A 12,752-nucleotide genomic window follows, 5' to 3' on the forward strand; every position below is an offset into this window, starting at 1 on the left:
CCCGATCTGCTGGCGCTGTTCGTCTCGGCGTTCATCACTTTGTTTCTCGTGATCGATCCACCGGGTTGCGCGCCAATCTTCGCTGGCCTGACGCGCGGCGCCAGTCACGCGCAAGCGCGGGCCATGGCGTTTCGCGCCTGCGCCATCGCCGGCGGCATCCTTTTCGTCTTTGCCTTGTTCGGAGAGCGGCTGCTTTCCGCGCTCCACATCGAGCTCAATTCGTTCCGCCTTGCCGGCGGGATCATGCTGTTCCTGATCGCGCTTGAAATGGTGTTCGAGAAGCGAACCCAGCGGCGCAACGAACGGGCCGAAAAAGTGATGGCGCGCCACGATGACACGCCAGAGGTGGAAGACGTGTCAGTCTTTCCAATGGCGATGCCGATGCTTGCCGGGCCGGGGTCGATCGCCACGACCATGCTCCTCATGTCGCGCGCTCAGGGTTTCGAAGGAACGCTCGTTATCCTCGCAGCGCTCTCGATGGTCCTGCTGCTTTCTCTTGGCGCTCTGGTGGCCGCCTTGCCTTTGATGCGGCTGCTCGGGGATCAGGTCGAGGCGGTGATCACGCGCTTGCTGGGCGTGCTGCTCGCTGCGCTTGCGGCGCAATACGTGATCGATGGGGTGCGCGAAGCGATCTGATCTTCCGGGTTTCGATCTGCTCCGCACCCGTGGCAAAGACTACTGCAGTGTCACACCGTCGTCGTCGCCGTCGACCCTTCGTCCAAAGAACTGCATCAGCTGCACCAGCAGTTCGCATCGTTCGGAAATGTCGTTCGCCTCTAGCAATGCCTGCTTGGCTGCTATGTCGAACGGCGCGATCTGCGACACGCCGTTGATCAAAGAGAAGTCGTCAAGTCGTGAGACCTGTTCCCAGTCGACGCTATAGCCTTGCGCATCGGCAAATCGGCGCGCCTCCCGTTCAAAACTGGCGCGCTCGATAGGGGCCAGGGCCTGGCTCTCGTTGTCGATAAGCAGTTCCGCTTCGACTTGTCGAAACGGTGTCGTTACCTCCAGCTCGCGCAGAACCCGAAAACGCGCTTCGCCATCCAGGATGATGTTGTAGCGGCCATCTTCGGTCGCTTCGACATCACCGATCTTCCCGAGGCAGCCAATCGTATAAAGAGGGGCACCATCCTGTGGCCGCTGTGGCTGAATCACGCCGATGCGACGGTCCCGCACCAGAGAATCGCCGACCATCGCACGGTAACGCGGCTCAAAGATGTGAAGCGGTAGCTGCAGTCTCGGGTAGAGAATGGCGCCTGGCAACGGAAAGATCGGGAAGCGAGTCACTTTCGCTCAGCCGAACAGAATCGTCGAGAGCTTGCGTCGGGTGGCCGATACCCAGGGATCTTCTAGGCCGATCGCTTCGAACATCTGCAGCAGCTTGGCTTTGGCCGCTCCTTCGTTCCAATCGCGGTCGGCGCTGATCATCGCCAGCAGAGTGTCGGCTGCGGTATCGCGCTCACCGGCTGCAAAAGCGGCGGCAGCGAAGGCGAACTGCGCATCCATGTCAGCCGGACGCTCGGCAGCGGCAGCTCGAAGCGCCGCCAACTCGCTGTCGTCGGGCCGGTCCTTCGCCAGCGAGAGAGCGGCGCGAGCTCGCTCAACCCACGGATCTGTTGACAGCGCCGGATCCATCTCTGCCAGCGCCGCTTCTGCCTCTTCGAGATGGCCTGCCATCACCAGCCCGCGCACGAGCCCGCCGTGTGCCTCAGCGTTGTCGGGAGCCATGTCGATGATCTGCGCGAAAATGCCTGCCGCTCGTTCGCCATCGCCGCTGGCCAGCACTTCCTCGCCCATTGCCAGAAGTGGCGCGAGATCGGTGGCAGGGGCGTCGCCCGCCTGCACTGGCAATTTTTCCAATAGCTGGTCGAGCACCGCTCGAAGCTGTGATTCGCTGCGGGCGCTGGTGAGATCCGCCACCGGCTGGCCCTGGAAGAGCGCGTAGACAGTAGGGATAGAGCGGACCTGGAACTGAGAGGCGATAAACTGCTCTTCGTCGACGTTGACCTTCGCCAGGAGCACGCCCTTATCGGCATATTCCGCTGCGACTTTTTCGAGCACGGGCGTCAGCGCCTTACAAGGGCCGCACCACTCCGCCCAAAAGTCCAGGATGACCAGCTTAGTCATGGATGGTTCGGCAACTTGCTGCCGGAAACGGTCTACGGCTTTCTGCTCGTCAAGATTGAGGCCCATGCTCGCCAATGGAGTGCTCCCGTGGGGTTTTTGTCTGGCTCCTTAGATCGCCATCGAACGGGTCTTTGTGAAGGGCGAATGATGGCTTCGGCAGGAGAACTGCCCGAGAGATATTTCGATTGTCGCTTTTTGCGCTTGCAGCACTCTAAAACCGATGCTAACCGCGCGCCTCACCCCGGCTCTCCAGCCATTTGGTTGAGAGCCGCAAACGTCAGAGCGGGCGTAGCTCAGGGGTAGAGCACAACCTTGCCAAGGTTGGGGTCGAGGGTTCGAATCCCTTCGCCCGCTCCAGTTTCTAAATCCCAAAACAAGCACTTAGAAACTGACGATTGGGGGCGAGGGCACCTTATCAAAGCTTTGGGGTAACTCCGCGGCGGTTGCTCGGCTGCGCTGATTGAGTAGATCGGCGCGGACCTGAGGTTAGGCGTCGCAGAGTGTGGCTACGGCCGCTACTGTCCTCGCATCGGGTAGGATCGTTTACCCTTATCCACTTGAGCCGAGCCATTGGGTCCGGGACAGAGTAAAGCAGCGGCTGCTGCATTAGATGGCGGCTGGAAGCGATAGCGCGTCTTGTGCGTTGGAGCGCCATGACCGATCAAATCCTTTTCAAGCCAACTGTCCGCGAGGGCTGGCTGATCCTGAAAGTGGCCACTGTCCGCCTCAAGGTCGGCCGTGCCAGCACGCTGGTGCGTGGCCTCCTGGCTCCTCGGGCGTTTTTCGGCGGCGCCCTGTTGCAGGAAGGGCATATGAAAACCCTAGCATGCCGCCAGTAAGCCTCTCGCGTCAGGAAGTCTCGATGGGAGTGATCGCGCTACAGGCCGCCGATGTGTCGAACTCTTGTCCTTTGATCGGCCCTGATTGAGGTTGCCAAAATGATCGCCCAAACGATTCAGCTCGCGCTCGCGCCGGTGTTTGTCCTCGTGGCAATAGGCAACATGCTCAACCTGCTCTCCTCCCGCTTGGGACGTGTCGTCGATCGTTCTCGAATCTTGCAAGAACTGCACACCAGTACGACGGGCACGGCACACGACATGGTTGTCAGCGAGATACGCTTGGTTGACCGACGGATGGTGCTAAGCACGCTTGCTATCCGACTGCTGGTGCTCTCCTGCGTTTGCGTCAGCACGACTGTAGCGCTGCTTTTCTTGGAGGAAGTGGCTCGGCTGGACCTTCAGATTGTGGCTGCGGGCACTTTCATCCTCGCGCTAACGCTTTTGATGTGGGGACTGCTCCTGTTTCTTCGCGAGACACAGGTTGCCGCGCAGGCGCTGCGAATCCCGCGCGACTATCTAGAGCTCCACCGTGAGCTCTAGGCCCGGTCCGCATCAAACCTGCTGTTGGTAGGTAGATATCACCACCTTCCGAGTATCCCGTGCCGCCGGGATCGAGAGCGGTCCCGTCAGCGTCGTTTTCGATGTGTGGGCTGGCCACGCAACCGAACCCATCGCGGCCAGGAATGACAGCCCCAGAAATGCTCGTCGGCTAGCCGGCGCAGCAACCAGGGCGTTGCATCCCTCCCACCTGCGTACCGCTCTCATCCAACCACAACGTTGCTCCGCGGTCTGAAAACCGTAAGGAGCATTGTGTGCTCATGACGCCGTCCCGCCGGGAAGTAGTTGGCCGGATGAGGGGCTCGTCGTTAACTCAGCCTCGGCGCTGGCACTAACCTGCTTTTTTTCGCTGCTGCGCGCGACGGGACATGATGTTCAGTGCCTCGACCAGGACGGAGAAGCCCATAGCCGCATAGATGTAGCCCTTAGGAACGTGGACGCCGAAGCCGTCCGCGATCAGCACCACGCCGATCATTAGAAGGAAGCCGAGCGCAAGCATCACGACGGTGGGGTTGCGGGCGATGAAGTTTGCGAGAGGGTCGGCTGCGAGAACCATGGCCCCCACCGCGACCAGCACAGCGATGACCATCACGGCCAAATTGTCGGTCATTCCAACTGCGGTCAGGATTGAGTCGATCGAGAAGACCATGTCGAGCAGGATGATCTGAACGATAGCAGACCCGAACGTAACTGCTGCCACTTGCTTTTTGTCGAGAAGATCATCGCTTGGGGTAGCGTCCACGTTGTGATGGATCTCCTTCGTGGCTTTCCAGATCAGGAATAGACCGCCGGCGACGAGTATAAGGTCCCGCCAAGAGAAAGCGGTTTCGAAAGCGGGCTGGCCATAGTCGTTCAAGGGCCCCGTCAGCCCAAGGTCGAAGACCACTGCCGTGAGACCGACCAGCCAGGCGATCATCGAAAGCAGCACGAGCCTCATCACCAGCGCGAGCCCAATTCCCACACGCCGGGCCTTTGCCCTTTGTTCCTCTGGCAGCTTGTTCGAAAGAATCGAGATGAAGACGAGGTTGTCGATTCCGAGCACCACCTCCATCACGACAAGAGCGGCAAGGGCAGCCCAGGCGGCCGGATCGGAGAAGAGCGCAAACAAGCTTTCCATCCGGCAATCCTATGCAGCGCGAGGTAATATCGCAATCCCCAGACCGTCGGCGCGGTTGTTGGCAAAAGTGCGCGGTTAGGGCTGAGTGCTTCGGCACGCGCGACCGAGGCGCAGCGGCATGCTCTCTGCCGGCGGCTCAGGACAAGTTCTGGCGCGGCAGGCCTCGTTACATGATCAAAGTTGGCGTGTGCGGTATAACGTATTGAGGAAAGAATCTTCTCCGCGCTTTAGAATACACAAATCTGCATCTCGTCGCCGTTGCGGATACTCACCCCTGATGCCCTGATCGGCCTCGATCGCTAGCGCCTCTCGAGTAAAAGCATCGACTACCGTGAGCACCGAGGTCGGCGGCCATCGAACAGCGTTTCCGAGACAGAATCCATCGACGACATCTCGTTCGCCGCCGACGCTGCAAGCTGCCTTTCACGATTGGCAGCACTGACGTTGCGCCGCGACGGTCCTCTCTGATCGCTGAAATGGTCTCGAAAGCCACAAGCAGTCCCGGCCGCCGTCTATAAGATACGGGGGGAGGAGCCTCGTAGCGTGCTGCACTGTGCAGTCGGCCTCGGCACTCGCTCGTGAAATCGGGAGGTTGGTCGATGACGCGCCTGGCGCTGGTTATGATCGTCAAGAACGAAGCGCGGTGCCTTGGGCGCTGCCTTGAGAGTGTGAAACGGTACGTTGATCGGATGATCGTCCTCGACACCGGCTCCACCGATAACACGGTGGAAATCGCAAAGAGCTTCGGTGCCGAGGTTTACCACTACGAATGGCAGAATGACTTTGCCGCCGCCCGTAACGCAGCGCTCGAGAAGTCAGACGCCGCCTGGAATCTGGTCCTAGACGCGGATGAATGGCTTGTGTCGGGCTTCGAAGCCCTCTCCGAAGCGAACTTACCTCTGCATCCCTCGGTCGCATCACCCCCTCTCGGCTGCGTGCGTGTAACGAATGCGGGGCGCAATGCGGACGAACCGGACAGGCGGAACTATCTCGCCCGCGTGTTGCCCCGAGGTGTGCGCTACGAGGGGCGCGTTCACGAACAGCCGGAGATCGGACGGAGCCGCGTGCATCTGCCGATACTCCTCGGTCATGACGGGTACACACCAGAGCAGCTTGGCCGCAAGAAGGGGCGAAACGAGTACATTCTGCGCGCAGAGCTCGAGGCTAATCCCGAGAATGGCTTCATGTGGTATCAACTAGGGAGGGAACACCTAGCATATGAAGAGTTCGCTGAGGCAGCTGACTGTATGATGTGCGCGTACCGTTTTGTTGAGGCACAATCCTACGAGCGGCAGGAAGTGGTAATCTATGCACTTGTTCTGCTTCGGCTCGTCGGGCGGCATGAAGAAGCGCTTGCGCTGGCCGATGCCGAGCAGGACAACTGGGAAGACGTTCCCGACTTCTTCTTCGCGGTGGCAGAGCTATACCTTGAGTGGGCGTCCCTCAATCCAGAGATCGCGCAAGACCTTCTTCTACCTGTAGTGGAAGGCGCGTGGCTTAAGTGTATCGAGATCGGGGAGCAGCCTCATTTGAATTGCTCCGTTGAAGGCAGCGGTAGCTATCGCGCTGCATACAACCTGTCGAACTTCTACAAGATTCTAGGATATCCTGAGCAGGCGGATAAGTACCAGCACCTTGGTAACCAAATGCGCGTCGCAGCAATGGCGGCGTAAAACCTAAAAAGGATTCGATTGCGCCGAGACGAGTCCGGTGCTTTCTAAATCAAAGCGGTTTTCGCTCATTCGGTTCATGGCCGCATGATCTGAAGTACTTGGCGCATTCGCCGGATTGAAAGGTGTCGACAAGCCTGCCGATCTCGCCATCCAACCAGCGGCGACGTTGCTTCGAGATGCCGGCACGGTAGTGCTCCATCGCGTGCCCCCGCCTTTTTTAAACGTGATGGCAGGGCAATGAAGAAGCCTTCCGCCGCGCCGATCCTGAGCAGGGGCGCCGCGCTCGATCAGTGCGATTGAACCCGGACGCCGCGAAAGACCGGTTGCGCCTGATGGCTTGAGATGGCTCACTGCTGAGCGACAGGTGAGATAGAGATGGTTGGGCAGCCAGACTTCTTTGATCTTTTGGACCGGTACGAGGCTAGGAGCGCGGCGGGTCACCGGCTGGAGCGACTAGGGGAGGCGCGCTGGAGCGTCAAACACACCAAGGCCAAGGTGAAAGATGGCGCAAGGTTGCCGTTTTGATCACTCAGGACAACACGGCTTCTGGCGTGTGGGCCGACACTGCACATCGCTCTAAGACGAATGAGGCCTTCCTTGCCAAAGGCATGTTCGCCAGCAACATTCAATCAACGAAAGCCGCACCGCCGTGTCGTGCCCGAGCGCATCGCGCGCGCCAACGTGAGGCGGCCAGGGGCGGGCTCGGCGGTCGAGCACGTCTTTGCAGGACAGAAGCACGGGACGGGTCTGGTCGTGCGCACCATCGGCATTGCTCGCGCCCGCATCAAGAGCGGCATGGCCGACCCGCCTACTAGGTCGGGGGCGTACTGTGCCTGCGTGGTTCCAGTCCAGCGCTGAGCGCCCTATCCGAACCCGCCAAACAGCAAGAGCCTACCCCTGTTCACGCAGCCAACGCTGATACGATCACTCCTCACCACTCTCGCGTCAAACCGACGGGTTTTTCGAATCGTTCCAGTTTGCTCTGGTGAGGCATCCTGCCGATCCTCCCCCGAGGCAAACCGTCGAGAGCCAGCAGTTTGCGACTTTCGGCGCTACCGTGATCGCAACCAAGTCGAGCGCTTGTTCAACGGGCCAAAGCCATCCCGCCGCATCGCTACCCGGTGCGACAAAGCCGCCTTGTCCTTCGGCTTCTTCATCATTCGCCGCTGCAAAGCTGTGGCTGAGAGGCTATATTACAGCCTCTCGTCGCTCCGGTCTGCTTATTGTCCAATCGCGTGTGGAGTAATGGGCTGCGCTGCGCCACTGCTCGGGCCTTGCACTAGGTGGCCAAGCGTCGAGGGGATGGGCTTCAACGCTGCCTTTGAGGGATCCACGGTCGGGACCGGAGCGCTACCTGTTGGCACCCGCGGCACGAAGCTACTTAGCTGAACATCGCCCTCTTCGAGCGCACCAGCGTGACCTGATGCAGACCTGGTTTTCTGAGGCCGCGGAATAACTTCCGCTTGCTGCGTCAAAGCGTCCTCTCTGATGCTTGCGGTAGGTTGATCCACCGCCGGTTCGAACATGCGAGACAGCCCAGCCACGAGAACGGCGAAGAAGGCTGTTGCCAAGGCAAACTTTTTGAACATCTCTGACCTCGTCCTATCTCGGTGATCAGCTAGTCAACCGCGCAGTCTGAACCACAGCCTGAAAAAGGGCGTTTAGCGCAGCCGAAATGTCGCTGTCGGTTGTGACTTGATAGAAGAGCTGGTTCGAAGATGCGCAGCTTTGAAGGGCAGGTGTAATTTTGTCTACAGGAGCCAGATAGGGATCCCGCACATTCGTCTTCGACCAAGAGTCTGATGCGGACTCCGGAAGATACTTCGTGTGCAGCACCGCAATGCGAATGCCCCTGTTCTTAATAGCCGTGCAGAGAGATAGAGGAATTGGTCCAATGTATCGTGAGCTACCAGACTTCTCGTCGCGCATCCCATCAGTTACTATGAACAATACGGCTTGCGGCTTGTCTCCGCCGACCTTGCTGCCATTCCCGGGGGGCGGAGCTATAGCATTGACGCCGTTCATGGCGCTCGTAAAGTTAGTACCGGTGTCGTTATCATTCACGTCGCAGACGCGCTGATTGTTGCGACAGTAAGTGAGTGGGACCAAGTCCTTCGCATGGAGTCCAACCGAAGCGAGATCACTCGTAAGATAGTATCCGCTGCTGCTTTGGGAGGCCGGCCATTTGGCAGAGAATTTATAATCGAACGAAAACAACCCCAATCGGTAGTCTGTCCCGTTCTGCTCTGCGACATCTGAGGCTGTAGTCGCAAGATCCCGAACCGCCCCCTGAACGAGATCAGTTCTGAGCACAATATTGTTGGTTCGCGCAATCTTATAGAAATTTTCTTTACTGTCCGGGATTGTGTGGCACGCGAACGCACAGCCGCCAGTCTTCTGAGTCATCTTAAGGAGACCAGCAGTGGTTGCGGGTAGAAGCATAGACGGAGACGTGTCCACGAGAACATAGAAGTCAATGTCTGGCGCGGAAGATGCGACGGAAGATGATGATCCACTTACGGGTAAGGTATCTACCCCCAGAATTCCTGCGAATAGATTTGCGGAATTTCCTCGGTAACTAACAGTCACTGTCCTTTTCAGGTTTGTGGCATTGGTTTCGTCTGAAACAGCGATATTCAGGTATTTTTCGTCACTGAACGACATGTCGACGTCGCCTCGTGAGAGATATGGTCGAGCTTGAGCGACAAACATGTTGTAAGCTGCAGTCTTTGCTGCATCCGTGCTCGAGCCTGTCATGTGCGCACGGCTGACCCCAGCAAGGGCTGCTGCGTCTGCAGCAGCATTCAAGCGAGTTTGCGTTTGAAGCGCTCTGCCATAATCTACGGCCATCCCGGTAGAGAACAGCAGCGGAATAATGGCGAAGCCAAAGATCATCATAACGTTACCACGGCTGTCACGAAGAAAGTCGATGATCCCATGGGTGGCGGCCTGTAGAGCGGCATGCAGCGGCCTAGCAATCATTGCAATTGACCTTTGTCGATATGCGGGGAAGCATTACGAAGGCATCGCCTAAGGTGAAATCCCCTGAAAATACAAACTGCATAGACGGTTTAAGTTTGTACTCTGCTTCTCCATAGATGTACATTGTTCCAGGAGTCGCTAGAACTGCATCAATAGCGACTTCTGCGTCATACTCACGTGGCGATCCATTTTTGGATCTACTCCACACCACCCGCGCGACACCATTCTCATCAATCTTTATTTCGCTTACGCGTATGAATGAACTCGCGCCGTCATATGGATACATTATCTGGTTAGATGCCGACATAATGCCATCGATCTGCTGCGGGGAAATGGAGGAATACTGCGTTGTCAGATCCACCACTGCTCGGGCAGTTGACGTCACTTTACGAGCACATGCTATGACTTCGCAAAGCTGAACGCCGCCAATATAAAGTGTAATGAGGATTGGGGAGAGCACAGCAAACTCTACCAATGCGACACCAGCTTGGTTTGTTTTGATTCTGCGAAATACCCCAGAGAGGAATCGCATACGCATTACAGACATTGCGCTCCCCTCAATATGGCTCTGTTTTCGAAACTTGGGTGGCAACAATTATGTGCTTGCCGCTGGAATCTTTGCTTACCCCTAGGTTGAGAGGCGCGCCCAACACCGGCCACTGGTACATCAGTTTGGTGACGACGATTGCGCCAGCGGTCCCAGGATCAAACTTGATGTTGCTCGGGTTTCCAGAAGCATCATAGGAGAGTGTCGGCGTTGCTGTTCCGGCAGAGGCAAAGTCAATTGTGTGGCGGACATCGATAAACAGGCTGTCGCAGCTTAGAAACGCTGGCAGGAACTCGCAAACTTGAGTCTTATAGGCAGAGGCGGTGAGCCCCTGTTTTTGCACCTGCCCGGTGTAGATTATCCGCGCGGCCTTCTCTGCTGCCGTTTCAAGTCCATGTTGAACAAAATAAATAATCGATGTCTGAATAATAGCTAGGAGTAGCGCAATAAACGCTGGTGCTACGATGGCGAACTCTATAATAGTTGCACCGCGCTCTTCTTGCCGGATCTGACGCAACATTGTCTGAAAGCCAACGCGCATAGTGGCAGGCGCCCCAAATAGCCAATGGACACGATCTGAAGGCATCTAGATGAGTGTGATTAATAAATCATTGTAAATGACCGTTTGAGCAGGACCTATATCGAACCCGAGGAGTCTAGGTCCTGTTGACAAAGTTTGGTCGCCACCGGCGGATGGCAGCGAGATTGTGGAAGCGAGCGATGGCGCGGTCTTGCCGTAGCGGGTGGGGATGCGGCGTTGATGCTTGAGGTGCCGGAGCATGCGCTCGGTGCGATTGCGATCTCGGTCTCAGCGGAAGTCGCAGGGCGATGGGCTCGCGTCGGTTGGCTTTTGGGGGGGTGATCGCAGGATACCGCGCAGCGAAAGGTTCGTTCGGGACTGCATGCCCGTCATACCCTTTGTCAGCCAGCAGCGCCTTGGGGCTTGCTGAGCGGCAGCGCCATGAGGTCATCGGCAGCGCCGAATTCGACGCTTCGCCGCCCCTCATGGTGAAGCCGAGAGAGTGTCCCTGATTGTCACAGCGGGCTTCGGCCTTGCACGTAAAGCGCAGCGGATCGACCAAAAGCTTCGTTACGACTCCCCCTTTAGCGCCCGCAGCTGAACATGGCCGTTAACCGTAGTGCTGTCGGTCAATTCTGCCAATCGTCAGTCAGCCCGAATACGACGAGTGTGGCCAGAGTCGCACCCCAGACGCCTTGTTCCGCCCAGCGCCGGAACCGCACGTAGACTGAGTTCCCCTTGCCGTAGCGCTCATGCATGTCGCGCCAGGGCAGCCGACCGCAGTACATGCAGCATGCCGTTCAGAGAGCGCCGGTTGTCCTGATGGGCCGCGCCTTTCGGCCACCCATTCTTTGTCCGTCACATCACCAGGCGCCACTGCTGCTCCCCGCAAAGAGCAGCCTTGAATCGGAAATCGGGCCGTTTGCGAAGCACTTTGTCGACATGGCCTAGCTCAGGTGGCCATCAGTCCAACGACCGCGTGGCGTTCACCGCCGTTCTGTACCCGGTAAGATCGCCAACAGCACGAATAGCATACGGTGCTAGCGCGACAACGTGGTCGTGGAGCGCCTCTGGCCCCTCGGTAAATACAAGAAGGTGTATCTTAACGCTTATGCCTCGCTCCCCGAGGTCCGCGCTAGCAACGACCGCCATCTGGCACTTGCAATGCCTTCAAGCCCCGCTTCGCGCTTGGCGGCTGCACGCCCGGCCAGGTATACTTCGAACAGCTGCCTCATCAATAAGCCGTAGCCACGTCTGTAGTGCTAGGCAAATTTTTCCGCCTTGGTACGTGGGGATCAAGTAGGCGAAAGCGACGGCGGCGGCGGACGCCGTATGTTGTTATGATTAGCGTGAATTAACTCTAATAAACTGCGATGGCCACGCCGAAGAGGAAAAAAACTTCCTAAAGTGAACTTGCGAGTGACAAGAAGTTCGTTCGCCGGCGGGCCGCCGCTCCGGCTCAAGGCCTCAGAAGAGGCTGCATACTTAGAAGGAAGATAATCATGGGCTTTTCCGTAAACACCAACACTGGCGCGTTGGCAGCTCTGCAGAACCTGACCGCGACGAACAAGGGTCTCGACACCACGCAGAGCCGCATCAACACCGGCCTGGCGGTTTCGTCGACCAAGGATGACTCGGCCAAGTACACCATCGCGCAGAAGCTGCGCGGCGATGTGGGCAGCCTGTCTGCGGTCACCTCTTCGCTCAACCGCGCAAAGAGCACGACGGATGTTGCCGTGGCTGGTGCGGAGCAGATCTCCGACCTGCTGAATCAGATGAAGACGAAGGTCACCGAAGCTTCGGACGCTGGTCTCGACCAAGACAGCCGGAATGCGATCGCGGCGGACATGACTTCGTTGAAGAAGCAGATCAACTCGATCATCGACTCGTCTGAGTTCAATGGCGTCAACCTGCTCAAGGCTCCGGCTTCCGGCGCGACGGGTACGGTCAGCGCTCTGATGGGGACCAAGTCGACGTCGACCACGAACGTCATCAGCGTCGCCAACCAGGGTCTCGACGCGTCCGCAGCCACCGGCCTCGGTGCTGCCGGCAGCGACATTGCGCTCGCCTCTGCCGCCGCAGCTGACACGCTGAAGGGCACGATCGATACGTTCGCCACGGCGGTCTCGACATCGCTGAAGACTCTGGGTTCAGCTTCGCGTCAGATCGACGGTCAGCTGTCTTTCACCAGCAAGCTGTCGGACGTGATCGAAGGCGGTATCGGCAACCTTGTTGACGCCGACCTCGCCAAGGAATCTGCAAAGCTGCAGTCTTTGCAGGTCAAGCAGCAGCTGGGTCTGCAGGCTCTGTCGATTGCCAACCAGGCGCCGCAGTCGATCATGTCGCTGTTCCGTTAATAACGGATCAGGGACGTCTCGAACGTCTAAGA

The 12,752-nt window shown here is 58.1% G+C and carries 12 protein-coding genes, 1 tRNA gene and 2 pseudogenes; 7 read left to right on the plus strand and 8 right to left on the minus strand.

What is annotated here, in order from left to right; genetic code table 11:
* The first annotated feature begins 6 nt into the window (after positions 1 to 6).
* Positions 7 to 636 (plus strand): MarC family protein, encoded by a 630-nt coding sequence (locus tag ABVV53_RS06190; protein WP_353983539.1) that lies wholly within the window; start codon positions 7 to 9, stop codon positions 634 to 636.
* A 39-nt stretch (positions 637 to 675) separates the two neighbouring features.
* On the opposite strand, the gene ABVV53_RS06195 is transcribed toward ABVV53_RS06190, so the two are convergent.
* Together ABVV53_RS06195 and ABVV53_RS06200 are read right to left on the minus strand one after the other, a co-directional pair.
* Positions 676 to 1,287 (minus strand): LON peptidase substrate-binding domain-containing protein, encoded by a 612-nt coding sequence (locus tag ABVV53_RS06195; RefSeq protein WP_353983528.1) that lies wholly within the window; start codon positions 1,285 to 1,287, stop codon positions 676 to 678.
* Between the two features lie 6 nt (positions 1,288 to 1,293).
* On the minus strand, positions 1,294 to 2,193 hold the full coding sequence (locus ABVV53_RS06200) for a tetratricopeptide repeat protein (protein ID WP_353983540.1): 900 nt from the start codon (positions 2,191 to 2,193) through the stop codon (positions 1,294 to 1,296).
* Positions 2,194 to 2,409: 216 nt separating this feature from the next.
* Between ABVV53_RS06200 and ABVV53_RS06205 the strand changes: the two genes are divergently transcribed.
* From ABVV53_RS06205 to ABVV53_RS06215, 3 genes are all read left to right on the plus strand, one after another.
* Positions 2,410 to 2,484, plus strand: a tRNA-Gly gene (locus tag ABVV53_RS06205).
* 296 nt (positions 2,485 to 2,780) lie between these two features.
* Positions 2,781 to 2,966 (plus strand): hypothetical protein, encoded by a 186-nt coding sequence (locus ABVV53_RS06210; RefSeq protein ID WP_353983529.1) that lies wholly within the window; start codon positions 2,781 to 2,783, stop codon positions 2,964 to 2,966.
* 99 nt (positions 2,967 to 3,065) lie between these two features.
* Positions 3,066 to 3,506, plus strand: coding sequence for a DUF2721 domain-containing protein (locus ABVV53_RS06215; RefSeq protein WP_353983530.1), 441 nt, complete (start codon positions 3,066 to 3,068; stop codon positions 3,504 to 3,506).
* Between the two features lie 349 nt (positions 3,507 to 3,855).
* Here the strand turns inward: ABVV53_RS06215 and ABVV53_RS06220 are convergent, their stop codons facing one another.
* Positions 3,856 to 4,641: a TerC family protein gene (locus ABVV53_RS06220; protein ID WP_353983531.1), complete on the minus strand. Its 786-nt coding sequence runs from the start codon at positions 4,639 to 4,641 to the stop codon at positions 3,856 to 3,858.
* A gap of 267 nt (positions 4,642 to 4,908) precedes the next feature.
* Positions 4,909 to 5,093 (minus strand): annotated as a pseudogene (locus tag ABVV53_RS06225) (IS3 family transposase); the annotation flags it as partial.
* Positions 5,094 to 5,240: 147 nt separating this feature from the next.
* Here ABVV53_RS06225 and ABVV53_RS06230 point away from each other — a divergent pair.
* Positions 5,241 to 6,314, plus strand: coding sequence for a glycosyltransferase family 2 protein (locus ABVV53_RS06230; protein WP_353983532.1), 1,074 nt, complete (start codon positions 5,241 to 5,243; stop codon positions 6,312 to 6,314).
* Positions 6,315 to 6,773: 459 nt separating this feature from the next.
* Positions 6,774 to 7,172 (plus strand): annotated as a pseudogene (locus tag ABVV53_RS06235) (hypothetical protein); the annotation flags it as partial.
* Between the two features lie 756 nt (positions 7,173 to 7,928).
* On the opposite strand, the gene ABVV53_RS06245 reads toward ABVV53_RS06235, so the two are convergent.
* From ABVV53_RS06245 to ABVV53_RS06260, 4 genes are all read right to left on the minus strand, one after another.
* The gene (locus ABVV53_RS06245) at positions 7,929 to 9,296 is read right to left on the minus strand and encodes a TadE/TadG family type IV pilus assembly protein (protein ID WP_353983533.1); all 1,368 of its coding nucleotides are present in this window, start codon (positions 9,294 to 9,296) and stop codon (positions 7,929 to 7,931) included.
* Positions 9,286 to 9,843, minus strand: a complete 558-nt coding sequence (locus ABVV53_RS06250) for a TadE/TadG family type IV pilus assembly protein (protein WP_353983534.1) — start codon at positions 9,841 to 9,843, stop codon at positions 9,286 to 9,288. The genes ABVV53_RS06245 and ABVV53_RS06250 overlap by 11 nt, the downstream gene beginning before the upstream one ends.
* 10 nt (positions 9,844 to 9,853) lie before the next feature.
* A complete protein-coding gene (locus ABVV53_RS06255; protein ID WP_353983535.1) occupies positions 9,854 to 10,363 on the minus strand; it encodes a TadE/TadG family type IV pilus assembly protein in 510 nt (169 codons plus the stop codon).
* A gap of 629 nt (positions 10,364 to 10,992) precedes the next feature.
* The gene (locus ABVV53_RS06260) at positions 10,993 to 11,121 is read right to left on the minus strand and encodes a hypothetical protein (protein ID WP_419956752.1); all 129 of its coding nucleotides are present in this window, start codon (positions 11,119 to 11,121) and stop codon (positions 10,993 to 10,995) included.
* 744 nt (positions 11,122 to 11,865) lie between these two features.
* Here ABVV53_RS06260 and ABVV53_RS06265 point away from each other — a divergent pair.
* A complete protein-coding gene (locus tag ABVV53_RS06265; protein ID WP_353983499.1) occupies positions 11,866 to 12,720 on the plus strand; it encodes a flagellin in 855 nt (284 codons plus the stop codon).
* Positions 12,721 to 12,752: the final 32 nt, after the last annotated feature.

Source organism: Novosphingobium kalidii, from assembly GCF_040534015.1.
Taxonomy (GTDB): Bacteria; Pseudomonadota; Alphaproteobacteria; order Sphingomonadales; family Sphingomonadaceae; genus Novosphingobium; species Novosphingobium kalidii.

Excerpts from the sequence above, each read along its gene's own strand:
- ABVV53_RS06200 (WP_353983540.1), bottom strand. The coding sequence starts at position 2,193 with ATGGGCCTCAATCTTGACGAGCAGAAAGCCGTAGACCGTTTCCGGCAG.
- ABVV53_RS06210 (WP_353983529.1), top strand. The coding sequence starts at position 2,781 with ATGACCGATCAAATCCTTTTCAAGCCAACTGTCCGCGAGGGCTGGCTG.
- ABVV53_RS06215 (WP_353983530.1), top strand. The coding sequence starts at position 3,066 with ATGATCGCCCAAACGATTCAGCTCGCGCTCGCGCCGGTGTTTGTCCTC.
- ABVV53_RS06220 (WP_353983531.1), bottom strand. The coding sequence starts at position 4,641 with ATGGAAAGCTTGTTTGCGCTCTTCTCCGATCCGGCCGCCTGGGCTGCC.
- ABVV53_RS06230 (WP_353983532.1), top strand. The coding sequence starts at position 5,241 with ATGACGCGCCTGGCGCTGGTTATGATCGTCAAGAACGAAGCGCGGTGC.
- ABVV53_RS06245 (WP_353983533.1), bottom strand. The coding sequence starts at position 9,296 with ATGATTGCTAGGCCGCTGCATGCCGCTCTACAGGCCGCCACCCATGGG.
- ABVV53_RS06250 (WP_353983534.1), bottom strand. The coding sequence starts at position 9,843 with ATGTCTGTAATGCGTATGCGATTCCTCTCTGGGGTATTTCGCAGAATC.
- ABVV53_RS06255 (WP_353983535.1), bottom strand. The coding sequence starts at position 10,363 with ATGTTGCGTCAGATCCGGCAAGAAGAGCGCGGTGCAACTATTATAGAG.
- ABVV53_RS06260 (WP_419956752.1), bottom strand. The coding sequence starts at position 11,121 with ATGCATGAGCGCTACGGCAAGGGGAACTCAGTCTACGTGCGGTTCCGG.
- ABVV53_RS06265 (WP_353983499.1), top strand. The coding sequence starts at position 11,866 with ATGGGCTTTTCCGTAAACACCAACACTGGCGCGTTGGCAGCTCTGCAG.